19 protein-coding genes and 1 tRNA gene are annotated in these 19,645 nt (G+C 72.6%); 9 read left to right on the forward strand and 11 right to left on the reverse strand.

The genetic code is table 11. The annotated features are described in order from the left end of the window. Nucleotides 1-113 precede the first annotated feature (113 nt). Nucleotides 114-1,709, forward strand: coding sequence for an alpha/beta hydrolase (locus AB0J90_RS31180; protein ID WP_363602008.1), 1,596 nt, complete (start codon nt 114-116; stop codon nt 1,707-1,709). 152 nt (nt 1,710-1,861) lie between these two features. Next, on the forward strand, nt 1,862-3,121 hold the full coding sequence (locus AB0J90_RS31185; RefSeq protein WP_363602010.1) for a D-alanyl-D-alanine carboxypeptidase: 1,260 nt from the start codon (nt 1,862-1,864) through the stop codon (nt 3,119-3,121). A gap of 54 nt (nt 3,122-3,175) precedes the next feature. Here AB0J90_RS31185 and AB0J90_RS31190 read toward each other — a convergent pair whose 3' ends face one another. Both AB0J90_RS31190 and AB0J90_RS31195 read right to left on the reverse strand, forming a co-directional pair. After that, nucleotides 3,176-3,733, reverse strand: coding sequence for an N-acetyltransferase family protein (locus tag AB0J90_RS31190; RefSeq protein WP_363602012.1), 558 nt, complete (start codon nt 3,731-3,733; stop codon nt 3,176-3,178). A 36-nt stretch (nt 3,734-3,769) separates the two neighbouring features. Beyond that, a complete protein-coding gene (locus AB0J90_RS31195) occupies nt 3,770-4,705 on the reverse strand; it encodes a threonine/serine dehydratase (protein WP_363602014.1) in 936 nt (311 codons plus the stop codon). A 150-nt stretch (nt 4,706-4,855) separates the two neighbouring features. Here AB0J90_RS31195 and AB0J90_RS31200 point away from each other — a divergent pair, with 150 nt between their 5' ends. Continuing rightward, nucleotides 4,856-6,772 (forward strand): hypothetical protein, encoded by a 1,917-nt coding sequence (locus tag AB0J90_RS31200; RefSeq protein WP_363602016.1) that lies wholly within the window; start codon nt 4,856-4,858, stop codon nt 6,770-6,772. A gap of 235 nt (nt 6,773-7,007) precedes the next feature. On the opposite strand, the gene AB0J90_RS31205 is transcribed toward AB0J90_RS31200, so the two are convergent. From AB0J90_RS31205 to AB0J90_RS31230, 6 genes are all read right to left on the reverse strand, one after another. Then, a tRNA-Ala gene (locus AB0J90_RS31205) sits at nt 7,008-7,084 on the reverse strand. A 141-nt stretch (nt 7,085-7,225) separates the two neighbouring features. Then, the gene (locus AB0J90_RS31210) at nt 7,226-8,044 is read right to left on the reverse strand and encodes a hypothetical protein (protein ID WP_363602070.1); all 819 of its coding nucleotides are present in this window, start codon (nt 8,042-8,044) and stop codon (nt 7,226-7,228) included. Between the two features lie 166 nt (nt 8,045-8,210). After that, nucleotides 8,211-8,852, reverse strand: coding sequence for a GNAT family protein (locus AB0J90_RS31215; protein WP_363602018.1), 642 nt, complete (start codon nt 8,850-8,852; stop codon nt 8,211-8,213). Then, nucleotides 8,849-10,180 carry a gephyrin-like molybdotransferase Glp gene (glp, locus tag AB0J90_RS31220; protein WP_363602020.1) on the reverse strand — a complete coding sequence of 444 codons (1,332 nt, stop codon included), beginning with the start codon at nt 10,178-10,180 and terminating at the stop codon, nt 8,849-8,851. Before glp ends, AB0J90_RS31215 begins: the two co-directional genes overlap by 4 nt. Further along, nucleotides 10,177-11,139 carry a UTP--glucose-1-phosphate uridylyltransferase gene (locus tag AB0J90_RS31225; protein WP_363602022.1) on the reverse strand — a complete coding sequence of 321 codons (963 nt, stop codon included), beginning with the start codon at nt 11,137-11,139 and terminating at the stop codon, nt 10,177-10,179. The genes glp and AB0J90_RS31225 overlap by 4 nt, the downstream gene beginning before the upstream one ends. A 9-nt stretch (nt 11,140-11,148) precedes the next feature. Then, nucleotides 11,149-13,341 carry a diguanylate cyclase gene (locus AB0J90_RS31230; RefSeq protein ID WP_363602024.1) on the reverse strand — a complete coding sequence of 731 codons (2,193 nt, stop codon included), beginning with the start codon at nt 13,339-13,341 and terminating at the stop codon, nt 11,149-11,151. Nucleotides 13,342-13,426: 85 nt separating this feature from the next. On the opposite strand from AB0J90_RS31230, the gene AB0J90_RS31235 reads away from it, so the two are divergent. The 3 genes from AB0J90_RS31235 to AB0J90_RS31245 all read left to right on the forward strand — a co-directional run bounded on the left by AB0J90_RS31235 (nt 13,427) and on the right by AB0J90_RS31245 (nt 15,431). Beyond that, nucleotides 13,427-14,131 (forward strand): 5-formyltetrahydrofolate cyclo-ligase, encoded by a 705-nt coding sequence (locus AB0J90_RS31235; protein WP_363602026.1) that lies wholly within the window; start codon nt 13,427-13,429, stop codon nt 14,129-14,131. Nucleotides 14,132-14,272: 141 nt separating this feature from the next. Next, nucleotides 14,273-14,680 (forward strand): FmdB family zinc ribbon protein, encoded by a 408-nt coding sequence (locus tag AB0J90_RS31240; protein ID WP_363602028.1) that lies wholly within the window; start codon nt 14,273-14,275, stop codon nt 14,678-14,680. 154 nt (nt 14,681-14,834) lie between these two features. After that, nucleotides 14,835-15,431 (forward strand): flagellar biosynthesis protein FlgA, encoded by a 597-nt coding sequence (locus tag AB0J90_RS31245; RefSeq protein WP_363602030.1) that lies wholly within the window; start codon nt 14,835-14,837, stop codon nt 15,429-15,431. A gap of 125 nt (nt 15,432-15,556) precedes the next feature. Here AB0J90_RS31245 and AB0J90_RS31250 read toward each other — a convergent pair whose 3' ends face one another. Then, nucleotides 15,557-15,736, reverse strand: a complete 180-nt coding sequence (locus tag AB0J90_RS31250; protein ID WP_363602072.1) for a hypothetical protein — start codon at nt 15,734-15,736, stop codon at nt 15,557-15,559. A 111-nt stretch (nt 15,737-15,847) separates the two neighbouring features. Here AB0J90_RS31250 and AB0J90_RS31255 point away from each other — a divergent pair, with 111 nt between their 5' ends. After that, nucleotides 15,848-16,519, forward strand: coding sequence for a hypothetical protein (locus tag AB0J90_RS31255; protein ID WP_363602032.1), 672 nt, complete (start codon nt 15,848-15,850; stop codon nt 16,517-16,519). Between the two features lie 57 nt (nt 16,520-16,576). On the opposite strand, the gene AB0J90_RS31260 is transcribed toward AB0J90_RS31255, so the two are convergent. Then, the gene (locus AB0J90_RS31260) at nt 16,577-17,059 is read right to left on the reverse strand and encodes a DUF2231 domain-containing protein (protein ID WP_363602034.1); all 483 of its coding nucleotides are present in this window, start codon (nt 17,057-17,059) and stop codon (nt 16,577-16,579) included. Nucleotides 17,060-17,265: 206 nt separating this feature from the next. On the opposite strand from AB0J90_RS31260, the gene AB0J90_RS31265 reads away from it, so the two are divergent. Further along, the gene (locus AB0J90_RS31265) at nt 17,266-17,691 is read left to right on the forward strand and encodes a Fur family transcriptional regulator (protein ID WP_363602036.1); all 426 of its coding nucleotides are present in this window, start codon (nt 17,266-17,268) and stop codon (nt 17,689-17,691) included. A 75-nt stretch (nt 17,692-17,766) separates the two neighbouring features. After that, complete coding sequence (locus AB0J90_RS31270) at nt 17,767-18,675, forward strand: oxygenase MpaB family protein (protein ID WP_363602038.1); 909 nt, start codon at nt 17,767-17,769, stop codon at nt 18,673-18,675. On the opposite strand, the gene AB0J90_RS31275 is transcribed toward AB0J90_RS31270, so the two are convergent. After that, nucleotides 18,672-19,526 carry a PD-(D/E)XK nuclease family protein gene (locus AB0J90_RS31275; protein WP_363602074.1) on the reverse strand — a complete coding sequence of 285 codons (855 nt, stop codon included), beginning with the start codon at nt 19,524-19,526 and terminating at the stop codon, nt 18,672-18,674. The genes AB0J90_RS31270 and AB0J90_RS31275 overlap by 4 nt on opposite strands. Nucleotides 19,527-19,645 lie beyond the last annotated feature (119 nt).

Below are 19,645 nucleotides of genomic sequence, written 5' to 3' on the forward strand. Positions count from 1 at the left end.
CGGCCGGTCGGGGACATCCCGGAGATCCCCCTGACCTGCTTCGTCAGCCCTTCAGCTCACCTACGGTCCATGCTCGACTGTGCGGCACGTCCATCGATTGGAGCTGTCGCCCTATGCGAAGAACAATCCGTACCACCGTAGGTGTCTGCGCCGCCCTCGCCCTCCTGCTCGGCGCCACCGCCGCGCCCGCTGGGGCGGCGGCCAGCGGGGCGGCCGACGCCGGCACGACCACGAACGGCTGGCGTCCCCCGGCGCTGGACTGGCAGCCGTGCCCCGATCTGCCGAACGACGACGGCCTGCGCTGCGCCACCCTCGTCCTGCCCGTCGACTGGTCCCGGCCGCGCGGCGCGACCTTCCCGCTGGCGCTCGCCAAGCGGGCCGCCACCGGCCCGGCCGCCAACCGGATCGGCCCGCTGGTGATCAACCCCGGTGGGCCGGGCGCCTCCGGCGTCGACGCGGTGATCGAGCGCCCCGAGCGCTTCGGCAGCCCGGAGATCCGGGAACGCTTCGACATGATCGGCTTCGACCCCCGTGGTGTCGCCCGCAGCAGCCCGATCCGCTGCTCGCGCTCGCTGCTCGGCGAGCAGCCCTTCCCCGTACCGGCCGACCAGGCGCAGTACCGGGCGCTGGTCGCGTACAACCACCGGCTGTACGACAACTGCCGAGCGAACACCGGCCCGCTGTTCGAGCATGTCGACGCGGTCGACGTGGCCGACGACATCGACGCGATCCGGGCCGCGCTCGGCGTACGGCAGATCAGCTACAACGGCGCCTCCTACGGCACCCTGATGGGCCAGATGTACGCCGAGCGTCACCCGCAGCGGGTACGCGCACTCGTGATGGACAGCACCATGGACCACAGCCTCGGGACCAGGGAGTTCATCCGTACCGAGTCGGTCGGTGCGGAACACTCGTTCGAGCAGTTCGTGGCCTGGTGCGACCGTGACACGAGCTGTGCGCTGCATGGCTGGGACGTACCCGCGCTCTTCGCGGAGCTGATGCGGCGCGCGGAGGCCGGCACCCTGGTCGACCCGGAAACCGGCGCCAGCCTGACCTGGTTGGACCTCAGCCGCCGGACCCTCGGCGCGTTCTACCTGCCGGCGTGGGCGGAACTCGCCAACCTGCTCGCCGCCATGGTCGACGGCGCACCCAACCCGGCGACGGCCACATCGGCGCGTGGTAAGACCGCCGCCGACGAACTGGTCGAGTACCCGATGCCGGTTTTCTGCCAAGACTGGGCGTTGCCGGTCGACGGCCTGTCCCAGTTCCGGCGGTACGTCGAACTGGCCCGGGAGGTCGCACCGAACATGCGTGCCTCGGCGCCGGCCGTCACCGCCCTCGGCCTCTGTCTCGGCTGGAAGGGTGAGGTGGGCAACCCGCAGCACCGGCTCCGGGTACGCACCGAGCTGCCGCTGCTGATCGTCAACTCGTTCCACGACCCGGTCACCCCGTACGAGTGGGCGTTGGGCGTGGCGGACCAGTTGGGGCGTAACGGTCGACTGGTCAGCTTCGAGGGTGCGGGGCACGGGGTCTACCCCGGTACGCCGTGCACCACCGCCTTCGTCGACCGGTACCTGGTCGACCGTCAGCTCCCGCCGCCCGGCGCGACCTGCGCTGCCGCCCCGACACCGACGTACGCCCGGCGGGGTGCCGGCGTTCCGGAGCTACCGGGGCCGGTCCGGCCCGGTTGGTCGGCCGTCGTACGGTGACGATCGTCCGGTGCGGGGCTGCCCGTTCCCGGCTCCCCCGCACCGGATGCCGGAGCGAATCTGTCGATGAGGCCCCACCGGGCGCACGACCAGCGGCAATATCAGTCTCGTCAGCGCGTACGGCTGCCTCGGCCTCGGGAGGAACACCGCTCATGTACCAGTCGGCCTCGTACGCGGCGGCCCAACGCCGGTCGCGGCGTCTGAAGCTGCTGCTGCCCGCCGCGCTGGCACTGGTTCTCGTCGCGATCGGGCTGTTCGTCAGCCAGCCCTTCTGGCAGGACCCGCCGCGGCCGACCGCCGAGCCGATCCTGCCCGCCTCGGCCAAGATCCCCGGCACCCCGCCGGAACTGCCGTGGCCGTCGACCGGGCAGGCTGCCGTCTCCGTCGAGGGCCTCGGTGACCTGGGAACCTTCGGCAGCCCGACCCCGGTGGCGATCGGCAGCGTGGCGAAGGTGATGACCGCGTACGTGGTGCTGACCGATCATCCGCTCGGTGTCGGCGAGTCGGGGCCGAGCCTGACCGTCAGCGCCGCGCAGGCAGCGGCGTACCCGGCGGAGAAGGCGCGGGGCGAGTCGCTGATCCGGGTCGCCGCCGGGGCGAAGTTCACCCAGCGGCAGGCGTTGCAGGCGGTGATGCTGCCGTCGGCGAACAACATGGCCCGGATCCTCGCCGCCTGGGACGCGGGCAGCGTGGCCGCGTTCGTCGACAAGATGAACGCGATGGCGACCGGGCTCGGCATGGCCGACACCCGGTACACCGACCCGGCCGGGCTCGCACCGGACACCGTGAGCACCGCCGTCGACCAGGTGATCCTGACCCGCAAGGCGATGGCCCTGCCGGCGTTCGCGGAGATCGTCGCCCAGTCGAAGGCGACCGTGCCGGTCGAGGGGACGATCACCAACTACAACGACCTGCTCGGACGGGACGGCGTGGTGGGGGTCAAGACCGGCTCGACCGACCAGGCCGGCGGGTGTTTCACCTTCGCGGCCGTGGTGAAGGTGGGCACCACCAGCCTGCTTGTTGTCGGCGCGGTGCTGGGGCAGCCCGGCGCGCACACCCCGGAGCAGCTACGGGCGGTGTTCCGGGCGACCACCCCGCTGGTCCGTTCGGCCGGCGCGGCGCTGGGCGTACACAAGGTGGTCACGGCCGGGCAGGAGGTGGCAGCCGTACGCGGCCCACTCGACACCGGGACGACACTGCGGGCCGCGCGGGACGTCGAGGTGATCGGCTGGCCCGGCCTGGAGGTACGGCTCGGCACCGAGATCCCGCCCGTGCCGAGGCAGCTCACGGCCGGCGCCGAACACGGTCGGGTGACCGCTACCGTCGGTGCGCAGCCGCCGGTCGGTGGACCGCTGCACAGCGGCGACCAGCTCGAACCGCCGGGCGTCTGGGACCGCCTGACCCGGCGCTGACCGGCCGTCGTCAGCGGTTATCGACAGCCGGACCGGTGCTCAGCTCAGCTCAGCTCAGCTCGGTGGTGCGGTCGGTGGTAGCTTCGGCGGTGCGGTCGGGGTCATCTCGGTGGTGAGGTCGCGCTGGAAGAGCATCGTGTCGATCCATCGGCCGTGTTTGAAGCCGACCGACCGGAGCCGACCGACCTCGGTGAAGCCGTGCCGGCGGTGCAGGGCCGCGGACGCGTCGCTGCCGGTGTCCGCGATGACCGCGATGACCTGCCGTACGCCGGCAGCCACGCACCCGTCGAGCACCGCACCGAGCAGCAGCGACCCGAGCCCCACACCGGTACGGTCCGGCGCGAGGTAGATCGTGTTCTCGGCGGAATGCCGGTACGCCGGCTTGGGGCGCCACTGGCTGGCGTACCCGAATCCGGCCAACTCCCCACCGACCTCGACCACCAGGAACGGCAGCCCGGCGGCGCGCAGCGTCTGCGCCTTCTGCCGCCAGTCGCCGGCCGTCGGCGGGCTCTCGTCGAAGGTCGCCACGCTCTCGGTCACGTAGTGGGCGTAGATCCGCACCACCTCGTCAAGATCCTCCGGCTCGACCGACCGGACCAGCCTCGTCGGCATCCGTCGTACCTCCCTGGCCTGGTGCCGGCCGCCGCGTCACAGGTCGGACGGGTCGGTGTTCGCCCCGCAGAGCAGCACCGCCACCCGCTCACCCGGCTCCGGGCGGTAGGCACCGGAGGCGAGCGCGGCGTACGCGGCGGCGGCGCCGTGTTCGACCACGATCCGCCACCGGTCCCAGAGCTGCTGCCGGGCGCCGAGCAGGTCGTCGTCGGAGACCAACACGCTGCGTACGCCGGTCCGGACGGCAACCGCGTACGCGATGTCGCCGACCCGCCGGGCGCCGAGCGAGTCGGCGGCGATCCCCGACACCGGTACGTCGACCGGCCCGCCCCGCTCCAGCGCGTCGTGCAGGGTCGGGATGGTCACCGGCTCCACCGCGACCACGCGGGCCAGCCCCTCGGCGGCAGCCGCGACACCGGCCATCAGCCCGCCACCGCCCACCGCCACGAGGATGGTGTCGACCGCCCCGCCGAGCTGGTCGATCAACTCGCTGCCGGCGGTGCCCGCACCCGCGACGATCTCCGGCTGGTCGTACGCGTGGCAGTGGACCGCCCCGGTTTCGGCGACCGCCTTCAGCGCGGCCTCGTACGCCTCGGCGTACTCGTTGCCGTGCTGGACCACGGTCGCGCCGTACGCCCGGAGTTTGGCCACCTTCACCGTCGGCGCGGTCAGCGGCACGAAGACCGTGGCCGGCACCCCGAGCGCCGCAGCCGCGTACGCGTTCGCCAGGCCGGCGTTGCCGCCGGAGGCGACCACGATCCCGACCTCCGGGTCGAGTTCACCGGATTCGCGAGCGGCGAGCACCCGGTTGAACGCACCCCGGGCCTTGAACGAGCCGGTGTGCTGCATGAACTCGCACTTGAACCAGCCCGGCCCAGCCCAGGTTCCCGGATCGACCTCGATCAGCGGGGTACGCCGCACCCGTCCGGCGATCCGGGCCGCTGCCGCGTCGACCTCGACTCGGGTGATCACGACTGGTGCCTCCTCGTTGGGGTCGGATGCCGAACCCGATGCTAGCCAGGCCCCAACTACGCCCCGCCATTGCCTGCGTTGCGGCAATGCACTTCAATGCCTTCTGATCCCGCGCGTGGGGCGCGGGGCGTAACGGGGAGGAAGGCGACTTTGATCAGACTTGGGGCACACCGGGCGGCGGTTTCGCTGCTTGCCCTCTCGCTGGCGGCGACCGGCGTGGCGGTCATCGTCAGCACGGGCACCGCGAGCGCGGCGCCGCACTACAGTTCACCGGGCAAGGTGCAGGTCGGCTACACCGACTCGGCCACCCCGAAGATCGCGTACGACGAGGGCGGCAGCGTCAACATGCCGCTCGGCACCTGGCAGGACGAGGCCGGCGGGCAGCACACCTCGCGGATCTACGCCACCTTCGACCTCAGCGCGTACGAGGGCAAGAAGATCTACGGCGGCTCGGTCTTCATCCGGGAGTACAGCGCGGCCGACTGCACGAAGCGGGCGATCGAGATCTGGCGTACCAAGCCGGTCGACGCCACCCCCACCTGGAAGCGGCCACCGGCGCCGCTGGCGAAGATCGACGAGATCCTCACCCCGCAGGCGTGCCCGAGCGCGAACATCACCTTCGACATCGCCGCGGCGGTGCAGGACGCGATCCAGAAGCGGCAGCGCCGCATCACCTTCGAGATCCGGGTGCCGGAGCAGTACGAGGCCGACCCGAGCTACGGCCGCAGGCTCTACTGGTACTCCTCGGTGGCCATGAACGTGCAGTACAACTCGCTGCCGACGGTCGACAACAACAATCTCTACAACGGCGGCTTCCCGTGTACGGCGCTCAAGCCGTACCCCCGCCTCGGCGGGCTCGCCAACGTGATCGAGGTTGTCGGCTCCGACGCGGACGAGCAGGACCGCGGCCGGATCGAGACCACCGTCGCCATCTGGCCCACCGGTCAGCCGGAGAACCGAGCCGAGTTCACCGACGAGTACGGCACTTCCGGCCGGGCGAACTCGCCCCGGCTGCCGGAAACCGCCCTGGTCGACGGCACCTCGTACGTCTGGCAGGCCAGCGTCGGCGACGGCAAGGACGTCTCGGCCTGGTCGAAGAAGTGCTACTTCACCTACGACCGCACGAGTCCGACCAGCCCGACGGTCACCTCCTCGAACTACCCGGAGGCGGACAGCGGCGAGCAGACCCCGGTCGGCGTGCCGGGCCTGTTCACCTTCTCCGGGAACGGGAACAAGGACGTGGCCGGTTTCGCCTACTCCTGGTCGGAGCTTGGCGTACCGGCCTGCTCGTACAGTGGCGAGTTCGGGCAGTTGGAGTGCACCAGCCCGTTCGACGACCCGGGCACCGTACGGGCCGTCCGGCCGGGCGGCACGGCCACGGTCACCCTGAACCCGGACCGGTACGGCCCCCAGCGGATCTACGTGCGCACCATAGACCTGGCGGGGAACGTCTCGCCGACGGTGACGTACGACGTCTTCGTTCCCAGTACGGCGCCGACGGTCACCGCGCTCAGCGGTCCGCCGGAGTGGAACCAGGAGGTGCTGCTGAAGTTCTCGCCCGCGGCCGGACTCACCGTGAACGGGTACGAGTACACGCTGGACAACGGGGATCCGCAACGGCTGTACGCGGACGACGAGGGGAACGCGTACCTCTCGTTCCAGGCCAGCGACGTCAACGGCCACCAGCTGACCGTGCGCAGCCTCAGCGACAACGGGTTCGTCTCGTCGGAGGGAAGCTGGTACGCCCTCTTCGGCCCGTGGCCCGGCGTACGCTCCGAGGTCTATCCGTCGGCGCCGGAGCCGGTCGGCGGTGTCGGCGTACCGGGTGAGTTCACGTTCTCTCCCCCGCCCGGCTGGACCGACGTCACGGCCTACCGGTACGTCTTCGACGGCGGTGAGCAGACCGAGGTGGCGGCCGGTCCGGACGGCCGGGCGACCATCACCTGGACGCCCACCGCAGCCGGTTGGATGACCGTGATCGTGTACGCCGTCCGCGCCGACGGCACGGTCGGCGACTACCCGAACTACCACTCGTTCGAGGTCGCCGGAGCACCGGCAGCCACCTGACCCGTACGGCACACGAAGCGGAACGGACCGTCGTCCCGCCGGCCGGTATCCCGATGTCTCTATCATTGCGCCACGAGAGACCCGCCAGGTCTTGTCTCAATGTTAGAGACATCGGGACAGGCATGATCTTCGAGAGCCCGGCGTTGACCGACCAGGACAAGAACGTCCTGGCGGAGGTTCATGACATGCACCGTGAGCTGAAATGGCCAGCGTTTCCGCTGGCCACAAGTGGTGATGGTGGAGCTGAGGGGACTCGAACCCCTGACCCCCTCGATGCGAACGAGGTGCGCTACCAGACTGCGCCACAGCCCCTCGCCCGACTCGCGCCGGGCGATGATCGACCCGCCGTCGGAATTCCAACGGCGAACCGGCGCCAAGGCTAACAGGTACCGCACCCGGCGGGCGAATCCGCCCCCGGCGTGCCGGATCCGTCCCCGCCAGGCCCGACCGCACTCAGGCGGAGTGCGAGCCTCGGCCGGCCTCGTAGGGGCGACCGCGCAGGCCACCGGAGCGCCGGTAGGAGACCGAGGCACGTGCCCGGCCACCGCTGGCCGCCGCCGGGAGGTCGTCCGGCCGGTCCAGGCCCATCGCGGCGCGGCGTACCGCCTCGCGCTGGGCGGCCAACCGGCGCTGCGCCTCCCGGCGGGCCGCCGCACGGCGGGCCTGCTCGCGGCGTACCTCGGCCTGGCGGGCGGCGAGCCAGGCCGCCTCCCGGGCCTGGATCCGGCGGCGTCGGCGTCCGGCGATGGCCCGGTTGCGCAGGTGTACGACGTACGCGGCGAGCAGTGCGCCGGTGACCGCGAAGCTGATCCAGAAGCCGGGGCTGACCGCGATGACACCGATCAGTTCGGCGAGGTTGAGCAGGAGGAGCGCGGCGAAGACGCGGCGGCGCCGGTAGACGGCCGGGGTGTGCCGCTGGGTCGGGGGACGGCGGCGGGGGCGCGACCCGGAACGGGGTACGGCACGCAGGCGGCTGGCCCGTCGGCCGGTGGCCGGGGGTGCGGAGACGGGGTCGGCCATCCCGTACACCGGGTTGTTGGCACCCGACAGATCACCGCGCAGAGTAACCGTCAGCACACGCGACGGATTGACCGGCTGCCGACCCGGAACAGTACGGCGTCGCCGGCGGCGCTGTAGCACCCGCGCCGTCGACTGCGCCCGCTCCGCCACCAGCCGCTCGGTGGCGTCGTACCGGCGAACCAGCGCCGGTGCGAAAGCGAGCAGACCTGCGGCGGCGAGGACGGCGAGGAGCACCGAGGCCGGCACCCTCACCCCTCCCGTCACCCACGTCGGGTAACCCCGCCAGCCGTCCGGACACCCGCCGAGCTGGCAGGGTCGCTACGACCGCCGGACGGTTACCACACATCCAGTTACTTCAGGTTACGGGCGGTGCACCAGGATCAACGTGCGCCGCGCCGACTACCAGCAGCAACAATGATCAAGATGTGACGGTACGGATCCGGTGCCAGCGGGCCAGCAGGCCACCCTCGGCGGCGACTTCCTCGCTGGTCATCGCGTACCCGATGTGGTCCCGCCAGGCGCCGTCGATGTGCATGTAACGGGGGTGGTACGACTCCTCGCGGAAGCCGAGCTTCTCCACCACCCGGCGGGACGGGCCGTTCTCCGGCCGGATGTTCACCTCGATCCGGTGCAGTCCACCGGGGCCGAAGGCGTGGTCGGTGACGAGCGCCAACGCGGTCGGGATCACCCCGCGCCCGGCCACCCGCGCGTCCACCCAGTAACCGACGTACGCCGAGCAGAACGCCCGGCGGACGATGTTGCCCAGGTTGATGTGCCCGACCAGCCGCTCCCGCCCGTGCTCGCGCAGGCACACCGCGAACGGCATGCTCTCGCCGCGCCGGCTGGACCGACGCTGGTCCCGGTAGACGTAGCGGAACGCGGTCGGCGAGTTGAGTTCGTCCCAGCCGCCCTGCGGTGCGGTCTCCCAGGGCGCCAGCCACGCCTGGTTCGCCCGACGCACCTCGGACCAGGAAGCGGCGTCGCCGCGCTTGTACGGCCGCAGCAGCACCGCACCGTCGGCGAGCGCGACCGGCCAGCCCGGTGTCCCGATCAGGCTCATCGGCGCCGGTCCAGCAGCAGCACGTCCACGGTGGATCCGGCCGCCGCCGTGGTCACCCGTTCCCCGAGCACCAGCAGGCCGTTCGCCTCGGCCAGCCCGGCCAGGGTGTGCGGCCCGCCGCGCAGCGGTTGGACGGTGTAACCGCCGCCGCGCCGCTCGGCGACGTGGGCGGGGCGGAACTCCCGCAGCCCACCGGGGGACGAGACGGTCTCCAGCAGGTGCGCGCGCACGCTCGGCCGGAACACCGGCTCGGCACCGGCGAGCAACTGGATCGCCGGGCGGGCCAACATCTCGAAGCCGATCAACGCGGCACCGGGTTCACCGGGCAGACAGACCACCGGAACCTCCTCGGCACCGACCGTACCGAATCCGAGCGCGCTACCGGGGTACAGGGCCACCTCGGTGAAGGTCACCGGCCCGGCCCGACCGGCGTCCCGGCGGGACAGGATGCGCCGCACCATGTCGCCGGGGCCGGTACCGGTGCCACCGGTCGTGATGATCAGGTCGGCCCGCAGCGTCTGGTCCTCGAGCAGCCCGCGCAGCCCCTCGGGGTCGTCGTCGCAGATCCCGACCCGGTACGCGAGCGCACCGACCTCGGCCGCGGCGGCGGTCAGCGCGTGCGAGTTGGTGTCCACCACCTGGCCGGGTTGGCTGGGTCGGCCCACCTCGACCAGTTCGTCACCGGTCGCCACGATCACCACCCGGGGGCTGGGCCGGACCACCACGTGCCCGATCCCGGTCGCGGCGAAGACGGCGACCAGCGCGGGCGAGACGTACGTGCCGGAGCGGGCGAGCAGCGCGCCGGCCGGCAGTTCCTCGCCGACGCGGCGCAGCCCGTACCCGCGTTTCGGCACCCGGAAGATCTCGACCGCGGCCATGCCCTGGTCGGTCCAGTCGACCGGTACGACCACGTCGGCGCCGATCGGCAGCGGGGACCCGGCCGCCACCGAGAAGCAGGAGCCGGGTGTGAGCCGGACCGGGCGCCAACTCGCCGCCCCCAGGTCACCGACGACGTTGAGCCGCACCGGCCGGGTGTCCCCGGGGCGGGGACGACCGGGTGCGCCGGTGCCGGGCGGGATGAAGCCACCGCCCCGGCCGGCACCGGCAAGGTCCTCCCAGCGTGCCGCGTACCCGTCGATCGCCGCCTGGTCGAACGCCGGGTACGCGTGCGGCGCGAGAACGTCCTCGGCGAGGACGTTCCCGTACGCCTGGGTCAGGTCGAGGTCGAGCGGAGGCAGCGCTCGCAACCTGCGCAGCGTGCTGCCCAGGTAGTCGGCGAGCGGCGTCAGCTCGTTAGCGGCCGCCTCGGCATCGGCCGTGGCTGTCATGTATTGCGCCCGCCGAACGCCTCCGAGTTGACGAAGTCGGCCAGCCACTGCCGGAACTCCTGGCCCATGTCGTCGCGCTGGCTGGCGAGCTGCACCACCGCCTGGAGGTAACCCAGCGGCATGCCGGTGTCGAACCGGGTGCCCCGGTAGACGATGGCGTGCACCGGCGTCCCCTCGTCCAGCAGGGTCGCCATGGCGTCGGTGAGCTGGATCTCACCGCCGCTGCCCGGCCCGGTACGCCGGATCGCCTCGAAGATCTTGCCCGGCAGGATGTACCGGCCGAGTACGGCAAGGTTGCTCGGCGCGTCCTCCGGTGCCGGCTTCTCCACCAGGCCGGTCACCCGGACCACCTCGCCGAGGTCGGTCAGCCCTTCCTCGGCCGGCGCGACCGAGGCGATTCCGTACCGCTTGGTCTCCTCGGGGCTGACCTCCATGAAGGCGAGCACGATGCCGTTGGTCCGGGCCTGCAGGTCGAGCATGGCCGGCAGCAGCGGCTCGGCCAGGTCGACGAACTCGTCGCCGAGCATCACCGCGAACGGGGCCTCGGTGCCCACGTGCGACTCGGCACAGCCGACCGCGTGGCCGAGCCCGAGCGGCTCGTGCTGACGGGAGGTGAAGATCTCGACCAGCTCGCTGGGCCTGCGTACCGCTTCGAGCCGCTTCTGGTCACCCTTCTTCTCCAGGTGCGCCTCCAGCGACGGCGAGCGGTCGAAGTGGTCCACCATGGAGGTCTTGCCCCGGCCGGTGACCAGCAGGACGTCACGGATTCCGGCCGCGGCGGCCTCCTCGATGATGTACTGCAGGACCGGTCGGTCCACCACCGGCAGCAGTTCCTTGGGCACCGCCTTGGTGGCGGGCAGGAACCGGGTGGCCAGTCCGGCAGCGGGGATCACCGCTTTGACGGCCCGTCCGGGGGTCGCGCTGGAGGTCGTTCCTGGGGACGCTGAGTGCTCCGACATGCCGCGAGACTATCGGCCACGGCCCTGGCGCGGCGGGTGTGGCCCGGAAGACGCGCCGCCACCGGCCGGACCAGGGTGCCCGCCCGCCCGGGGCAGTCCGTCGTCGGGCGTCGCCGCTCCGGCCGGCACGGGCATCTCCTGGACCACCGGGTGGTCGCCGGCCGCCGCCACCCGGTGGGTGTCCCGCCCGCCCGCCTTCGCCGCGTACAGCGCGTCGTCGGCGGCGTCGAGCATCCGGGCCGCGGTGGTGGCGTGCTGCGGATAGACGGCGATGCCGATCGATACGGTGACCGGGACGAGCGCCCGGGGCGCCACCGACACCGATCCCGGTGGCGCGGGTATCACGATCGGCGTGTCCCGGACCGCCGCGCCGAGCCGCTCGGCCACGGTGACCGCACCGCGCGCGTCGGTCTCCGGCAGCAGCAGTACGAACTCCTCCCCGCCCTGCCGGAACGCCAGGTCGACCTCCCGGATGACCCCCCGGATCCGGCGGGCGAACTCGGTCAGGACCACGTCCCCGGCCGCGTGCCCGTACGTGTCGTTGACCTCCTTGAAGCGGTCGAGGTCCAGCACCAGCAGGCTGATCATGCGACCGAACCGGCTGGCCCGCTCGACCTCCCGCCGCACCGACTCCTTCAGGTAGCGGTAGTTCCACAGCCCGGTCAGCGGGTCGGTCAGGGACAGCCGCTGCGCCTCCTCGTGCACCCGTACGTTGTCCACCGCCACCGCCGCGTGGCAGGCGAAGCTGCGCAGGGTCACCAGGTCGGTGTCGTCGAAGTCGTCGGAGCCGTGCCGGTCGTAGAGGACCAGCACACCGACGGTGGCGGCGGCCGGCGGCGGGTTGAGCGGGTCGGCGGGGTGCGGCGGCGGACCGGCCGAGCCGGGTGCGGCGAACGGCACCGCCACGTACGTCCGGCAGTTGGGTTCGTACCCGGAGCGGGGTGGCCCGTCCCGGTCGATCCGGCCGCGCAGCGGCTCCCCGGTGGCGGCGACCGTGCCGAGTACGCCGTACCCGAGCGGCACCCGTACCGCGCCCGGATCCGCTCCCGGCAGACCGTCCAGTCCCTCGGCACACTGGCCGACCAGGGTGCCGTTGTCCGGGTCGAGCAGGAGCAGCAGACCGGCCCGTGCCCCGGTGGCGACCAGCGCGGTCTGCAGGATGACCTGGAGGATCCGGTTCAGGTCGTGGGTGCTCGCCAGGGTGTCGCCGAGCAGCGCGAGATGGCCCCGGAGCTGATCCCGGCTGGTGGTCAGGGCGTGTACGTAGGACTGGGTCTCGCGGGTCATCCGGTTGAAGGTCCGGGCGAGCCGGCCGACCTCGTCGGGCCGGTTCACCGGCACCCGGGCGGTCAGGTCCCCGTCGGCGACCCGGTCGACGGCGGACGCCAGTTCGGTCAGCGGGCGGGTGGTCGAGCGGGCCAGCCGCCAGGCCGCCAGTACGGCGAGCAGCCCGGCGAGCAGCACCGCCCCGGCGAGGATGGCGTAGATCTCCTGCGGCGGGTTGGGCGGTACGGAGAGCACCAGCGGCAGTGGCTGGCCGGGTGACGGGCCGACCCGGCGTACGTACCGGCCACCGTCGGTCTCGCCGACCGCGTCCCCGTCCAGCCCGCGGGCGGCGACCAGCACCGCGTCCCGGCTCGCTCTCGGCTCGGTGCTCTGCATGGCGGTGCCCGGCGCCGGCTCGCCCCGGCAGAGGGTGACGTCGGTGCCGGTGGCTGCCGCGAGTCGGGAGACGAAGCCGGGGTCGAGTTGCTGGGCCGCCGAGACCGTGCCGATCGAACCGCCGGCCGGGTCGCGCAGTTCCACCCGTACCGCCAGGGCCTGGACCGGGGCGCTGACCGGGTGGCCGCCGGCGCAGTCCGCCCACGGCGCGGGCGGCGCGGCCGGGGTGAGCAGGGTGGTGCCGCCGGTCGAGTCGGTGACCCGGATCGAGGCGGCGAGACCTCGGGCGATCACCTGGCGGGCGGTGGCGGTCCGGCCGGCCGGGTCGACGGCCACCGCGACGGCGTCGGCGGCCGCGTAGAGCTGCTGGCAGAGGGCGCTGACCGAGGTCCGTACGGTGGTGGCGGCGAGGTCGAGCCGCTCGCGTGACCGATGGTCGTTGACCACGGCGACGGTTCCACCGGCGAAAAACGCGCCGAGCAGCACCGGGCCGAGCACGACGGCGAGGAAGGCGGTGGTCAGCCGTCCACGCAGCGTCACTTTTTCCCCCGGGAAGTTCCGCGTTCGTTGCTGGGATGCTGAGACAGCCCGACATACGCAACTGGAGTTACCGCAGGAGTGTTACGTGCCGGATTTTCCGGATGAAGCGGAAGTGACTGGTGAGGCGCACGGGGAGAAGGTCGCGCTCCGGGCCGTCCTGCTCGCCCGCCGCCGAGCGCTGCCGGCCCCGGACCGGGCCGCAGCCGCCGCGCTCGTCCAGGCCGAGCTGACCGATCTGGTACGCCGCAGCGCACCGGGCCGGGTGACCGCGTACGTGCCGGTCGGCTCGGAACCCGGCGGCCCGGACCTGCCCGATCGGCTGCTCGAAGCGCTCGCCGTACCCGCTGGACCCGTCCCGGGCGCACCCGTCCCGGACGCGCGCGACCTCGCCGCGCCCGATCGGGGTGGTGAGCTGCTGCTGCCGGTGCTCCGGGCAGACCTGGACCTGGACTGGGCCCGCTACACCGGGGTCGGTGCGGACGGCGGCGCGCTGGTGGCCGCCGGTCGGGGGCTTCGCGAGCCGGCGGGCGCCCGGCTCGGCACCGACGTGATCGGCACCGCCGCGCTGGTGATCGTGCCCGCGCTGGCGGTCGACCGGCGCGGCATCCGGCTGGGCCGCGGCGGCGGCTCGTACGACCGGGCGCTGGCCCGGGTCGCGCCCGGTGTGCTGACCGTGGCCCTGCTGCACGACGGTGAACTGGTCGACCGGGTGCCCGCGCAGCCGCACGACCGCCCGGTACGGGCCGTGATCACCCCGTCCGACGGGTTCCGTCTGCTCTCCACCGGCTGAGCCGGGCGGGTGCCGCCGGCCGGGCCGATCGGGGCGGGCGTCACGCCGGACACGTCGGGTGGACGAGAATGGGTCCGATGACGCACCATTGGCACTCGAATACGGCGAGTGCCAAACGAAAAGCAAGATCCGGAGGAGTCCGTGCCCACGTACCAGTACGCCTGCACCGCGTGCGGCCACCAGCTCGAGGCGGTGCAGTCGTTCACCGACGCGCCGCTGACCGAGTGCCCGGCCTGCGAGGGGCGGCTGCGCAAGGTGTTCAACTCGGTCGGCATCGTCTTCAAGGGTTCCGGCTTCTACCGCACCGACTCCCGGTCGGCCGGATCCGACACGGTCCCCGGTGGCAGTGCCGCCCCGGCCAAGTCCGAGTCGTCGACCAAGTCGGAGTCCTCGACCGGGTCCGGCTCGACCTCGTCCGGCGGCTCGTCGTCGAGCAACGGCGGGGCCGGCAGCAGCGGAAGCAACGGGTCCGGCAGCGCATCGAAGTCGACGGCGGGAACGGGCAGCTCGGGCAGCTCCGGCAGCTCCTCGTCCAGCAGCGCCGCATAACAGATCCACAGCCCGACACCGGGTTGTCCACAGCACGCCGAGTTGTCCACAACGGGAAACCGGGCGCCAGCGCGCCCGGTTTCCGTACGTCTAGCCTCCTGCCCACCGGGACGCGCCCGCACCGAGGCGCCCCGGTCGAACGGGAGGCACACCGATGGCGAACCCACCCCGACCGGCGCGGCGAGCACCGTCGCTGGCCCCGTCCCGCTGGCCGACCGTGCCCCGCCGCGGTACGGCACTTCGCCTCGCCCTGGCCGCCCTGCTGCTGACCCTCGCCGCCGGGGTGCTCTACGCCCGCGAGCCGAATCCGTCCTGTCCCGGCGCCACCGCGACCGCAACGGCGGCCCGGAGCGGCTCACCCGTTCCGTCCGATCCCTCGTCGCCCGCTCCCCGGCCGACGGCTGATCCACGATCGCGCGCCGATCCAGGGGCTCCGGACGATCCACCGTCAGCGGCCGGGGCGGCGTTACCGCTGCCGGCGGGCACGGTCGGGGTGCCGATCCGGCTGGCCGAGCCGGCCGCGCTCACCGTCGTACGACCGGGTACCCGGGTGGACCTGCTCGCCACCGACGGTGTCCGATCGACCGGACCGGCCCTCGTCGCCGCCCGTGCGCTGGTCCTGGGCGTACTCGCGGCCGACCCGACGGTGGACGGACCGGGCGCCCTCTACCTGGCCCTGCCGCCCGGCGAGGCGCACCGTGCGGTCGCCCTGCCGGACGGCACCCGCTTCGCGGTGGTGATCCGGGAGTAGCTCTCCTGACCGACGTCAAACCCCTCCGGGTCGCGCTCGCCTGGCGGACCGAAACACCACTGGTACGCGGATTCGTCGAGGTCGTACGCGAACTCGTGGCGGCAGGCATGGCACTGCCGTAGGGGTCAGTCCCAGTGCGGCGGGCGGTCGGCGAGCAGCCGCTCGTCGTTGGAACTCGAACGCTCTCCCCAGCCCCGGTCGGTGTCGTCGACCGACTGCTCGGGGATCACCACGAAGTCGTCGTCCGAGAGATCGACCGTACGCTCGCCGTCGACGCCCGCGCCGGCCGCCCGAGGCTCGTCCACGCTTTTCACGCTCAGTAGCCTACCCACCGACCGAGAACCCACCCACCGGTCGGGAACGTGCCCCGGCGTGCGCCGGCTCATGGCTCGATGGCTCGGGTAGCGTCGAACGCCGTGACCTCCCCCAGCGACGAGCCCATCGACGACAGCTTCTGGCGGCGGCCGGCCGAGCCCTCGACCGGCTCGCCGGAAACACCGCCGGCCGACCTCCCCGGCACACCGGCGGCGACCGAGGCGGGCAGCAACGCACCCGTGCCGGCAGCGCCCGGCAACACACCGACGACTCCGCCGGACACCGTCGCGGCGCAACGCAACACACCGACGAACCCAGCGGACACCAGCGCGGCGGACGGCAGCACGTGGACGACCGCGGCGGACGGCGCCGGTGGACAGCCACCCGCCGCGTCGGCTCTGTACTCCGCTCCGGCAGTCACGCCTGCGCCACCCCCGTTCGCCGGGAGCCCGACCGGCCCGGCACCGGCAGTTCCGGCGACGCCGAGCTTCGGGCCGCCACCGGGCGTGGTGTCCGGGCCGCCGCAGGGAGCGCCGGGAGCCCCCGGGACGGGTGGTTATCCCGGGCCACCGCGCAGCGCCGTGCCGGCACCGGGCTGGCGACCGCCGGTGCACGTACAGCCGGCGCCGCCGCGCCCGTTGCCGCCGCAGAACGTGCCCGCGCTGGAGGCGCAGGAGGCAAGCGCCCGGACGCTGACGTACGGCATCGGACTGATCGCCGGGGCGATCCTGCTCGTGGTGATGTGCCTGCTCTGCTCCCGCCTGCTGTTCTGAGCGCCGCTGCCGTTCTGAGCGCTGCCGTTGCGGGCCCGCCGAAGAGACCGGTACGGGTCAGAGCACCCCGTTCCAGACCACTTGGGCGCCCGAGTCACCGGTCAGGTAGACGTAGACGGCGCTGAGCACGCCGAACACGATCACCAGGCCGGTGAGCACCAGCGCCACCCAGCGGGGCAGGTTGGCGCTGCTGGCGCGGGCACTGGTGACGTAGAGCAGCAGGCCGGTGACGATGCCCAGCCCCAGGCTGAACCAGAACAGCAGGTCGCCGTACTCCTGGTGTTCGGTGAGCTGGGCGACGATCGGCGGCGGGTAGCCCTTGGCGATCAGGGCCTCCAGCAGTTCCTCGCCGGAGAGCTTGGCGAAGAGCGCCGAGGCGGGCGCGAGCACGGCCAGGATCGCCACCGCCCAGCCGGTCTTGGCTCGGAACCGGGGCAGGATCCCGTACCCGATCGCCAGCAGCACCAGCAGCGGCACGAAGACCACCGCGGCGTGCACGACCAGCGGATGTACGGGAAGGCCCATGATTTCCAAGAACACGATTTCCTCCTCCAGCGGCCGACCACACCGCGAGCCACGGTACGCATAGATCGGGAACGCTTCCCTCAACAGTCGTACACGAAGGCAGAGCCGGTACGGTTCACCCCGGTTCCCAACTCGCCGCTGACCTGGGGCGCGGGTGTGCCGCGTACCACCGCGGTCGGCGACGGCTTGATGGCCCCGCGTACCCGTGCTGTTATTGCGTCATGACGGGCGAGGAGATGCTCCGGTCGAGGGGCCTGCGGGTCACCCGGCCGCGCCTTGCCGTGCTCGAAGTGCTCGCCGGTGGTGGGCACCTGGAGGTCGACGAGATCCTGCAACGGGTACGCCAGCGCCTCGACTCGGTCTCCACCCAGGCGGTCTACGACGTGCTCGGCGCGCTGTCGCGGGCCGGCCTCTCCCGACGGATCGAACCGGCCGGCAGCCCGGCCCGATACGAGGCACGGGCCGGTGACAACCATCACCACGTGGTCTGCCGCAGCTGCGGCGAGATCGCGGACGTCGACTGCGTACACGGGTCCGCGCCCTGCCTCGACCCGGACGACGCGGGCGGCTTCGAGGTCGACGAGGCCGAGGTCACGTTCTGGGGCCTCTGCCCGAATTGCCAGCAGCGCCGCAGCGCCGACCAGTAGCCGACGGGTAGGAGCGTGAGGCGCCGACCGGGCGAGCCCGCGACCGGCGGCCACGGATGGTGGCACTCTTGGCTGATGAACCCGGATGACCTGCGGGCGAAGCCGAACCCGGACGACGACCTCGGACTGTTCGGTCCCGACTCGGTCACCTGGAAGGTGCATCGGGAGCCGGTCCTGCTGGTCGCCGGGCTTCGGTCGTTCTACCTACAGGCGCTGCACCCGCGGGCGATGGCCGGAGTGGCGCAGAACAGCAATTTCAGGTCCGACCCGTGGGGTCGCCTGGTCCGCACCGCCCGGTACGTCGGCACCACCGTCTACGGCACGACCGCCGAGGCGGAGGCCGCCGGGCGGCGGCTGACGGCGCTGCACGCGAGGATGCGGGCCCGGGACCCGCAGACCGGGGAGGAGTTCCGGATCGACGCCCCGGACCTGTTGCGCTGGGTGCACGTGGCCGAGGTGGAGTCGTTCCTCAGCACCGCTCGGCGGGCCGGACTGCGGTTGTCAGACGCCGAGACCGACACGTATTACACCGAACAGCGGCGAACCGCCGCCCTGGTCGGCCTCGACCCGGACACCGTGCCCGGTACGGCTGCCGCCGTCGCGGACTACTACCGGGAGATGCGGCCGCACCTGCGGATGACCCGGGACGCGGCCGAGATCGCGCTTTTCCTCACCGCGCCGCCGATCCCCTGGAAGGTGAGTCGGCCGGCCCGCCTGTGGCTCAGTTTCGGTCCCGCCCGGCTGGCCTACTTCGGGATCGCCGGCACCGCGTTCGGCCTGCTGCCGTCCTGGGCCCGGCGGCTTTACGGCGGCCTCGGCCTGCCGACCACGGACCGGTCCGCCGAACTCGGCGCGCGAACCCTGCGGTTGGCGCTGAACGCGGTCCCGCGCCGCTACATCGAGGGGCCGATTTACCAGGCGGCACAGGCGCGGGCGGCGAGGCTCGCCGGTCCGGACGGTGCCGACCGTGGGTGGATCGACTAGTTGTCGCCGGGACCGGCCGGTGTCGCCGGGAGCAGGGTTCGCTCGACGGCCGCCCACGGTTCCTTGGCCGGGGCGCCGGCCCCACCGGGGCAGCTACGCCGGAAGTCGCACCAGGCGCAGCCGGGCCCCGGTGCGACCGGGAACGCCTCGTCCGGGTCGGCGCCGTCGGTGATCGCCCGTTCGGCGGCCATGATGTCGCGGGCGGTGTCCTCGGCCCGGCTCAGTTGACGGGCGAGCGACTCCGGGGTGTGGTCGTACGCGGCGACGGTGCCGCTGGGCAGGTGGTGCAGTTCGACCCGGCGGCACGGGCGGCGGAACACCCGCTCGGCCGCGTACGCGTAGAGCGCGAGTGCCTGCGAGCCGCGGGCGTCGTCGACGTCCAGACCCGTACGGCCGGTCTTGTAGTCGACGATCGCCAGCTCGGGCCCGTCGGGGCCGGTCCGGGCGTCGATCCGGTCGGTCCGGCCGTTGAACGCCAGTACCGAGGTCTTGACCGCGACCACCCGTTCCACCCCGAGCGGCTCGACACCCGGCTCCAGGGTGTCCACGTAGGACTCCAGCCACTGCAGGGCCCGGCGGTACGCGGTCCGTTCCTGCTCGTCGTCGCGGTATCCCTCGCCGACCCAGGTGCCCTTGAGCAGCACCGGCAGCGCCTCCGGTCGGCGTTTCTCCTCGGACAGGGCGTACCAGTTGCGCAGCGCGGTGTGCACACTCGCACCGAGCGAGTTGTGCGCCCAGGGCGGTCCCTTGACCGGCGTCGGCCGGTCGACGTACGAGTAGCGGTAGCGGCGGGGGCAGTCGGTGTAGCTGCCGAGTTTGCTCGGGGTGCAGACGAAGAGCCGCTCCGGCATGCCTTCGAAGCCCAACTGTTCCGGCTGGTTGCCGCGCGGGCGTAGGGTCCGGTTACCGGATGAGGTCGGTCTGCGCACGGTGCCGATCCTGCCACCACCCACCGACACTCCGGTCGATC

Origin of the sequence: Micromonospora sp. NPDC049523 (genome assembly GCF_040676775.1) — a bacterium.
In the GTDB taxonomy this organism is placed as follows: Bacteria; Actinomycetota; Actinomycetes; order Mycobacteriales; family Micromonosporaceae; genus Micromonospora_G.

Excerpts from the sequence above, each read along its gene's own strand:
- AB0J90_RS31180 (WP_363602008.1), top strand. The coding sequence starts at position 114 with ATGCGAAGAACAATCCGTACCACCGTAGGTGTCTGCGCCGCCCTCGCC.
- AB0J90_RS31185 (WP_363602010.1), top strand. The coding sequence starts at position 1,862 with ATGTACCAGTCGGCCTCGTACGCGGCGGCCCAACGCCGGTCGCGGCGT.
- AB0J90_RS31190 (WP_363602012.1), bottom strand. The coding sequence starts at position 3,733 with ATGCCGACGAGGCTGGTCCGGTCGGTCGAGCCGGAGGATCTTGACGAG.
- AB0J90_RS31215 (WP_363602018.1), bottom strand. The coding sequence starts at position 8,852 with ATGAGCCTGATCGGGACACCGGGCTGGCCGGTCGCGCTCGCCGACGGT.
- glp (WP_363602020.1), bottom strand. The coding sequence starts at position 10,180 with ATGACAGCCACGGCCGATGCCGAGGCGGCCGCTAACGAGCTGACGCCG.
- AB0J90_RS31225 (WP_363602022.1), bottom strand. The coding sequence starts at position 11,139 with ATGTCGGAGCACTCAGCGTCCCCAGGAACGACCTCCAGCGCGACCCCC.
- AB0J90_RS31245 (WP_363602030.1), top strand. The coding sequence starts at position 14,835 with ATGGCGAACCCACCCCGACCGGCGCGGCGAGCACCGTCGCTGGCCCCG.
- AB0J90_RS31265 (WP_363602036.1), top strand. The coding sequence starts at position 17,266 with ATGACGGGCGAGGAGATGCTCCGGTCGAGGGGCCTGCGGGTCACCCGG.
- AB0J90_RS31270 (WP_363602038.1), top strand. The coding sequence starts at position 17,767 with ATGAACCCGGATGACCTGCGGGCGAAGCCGAACCCGGACGACGACCTC.
- AB0J90_RS31275 (WP_363602074.1), bottom strand. The coding sequence starts at position 19,526 with ATGCCGGAGCGGCTCTTCGTCTGCACCCCGAGCAAACTCGGCAGCTAC.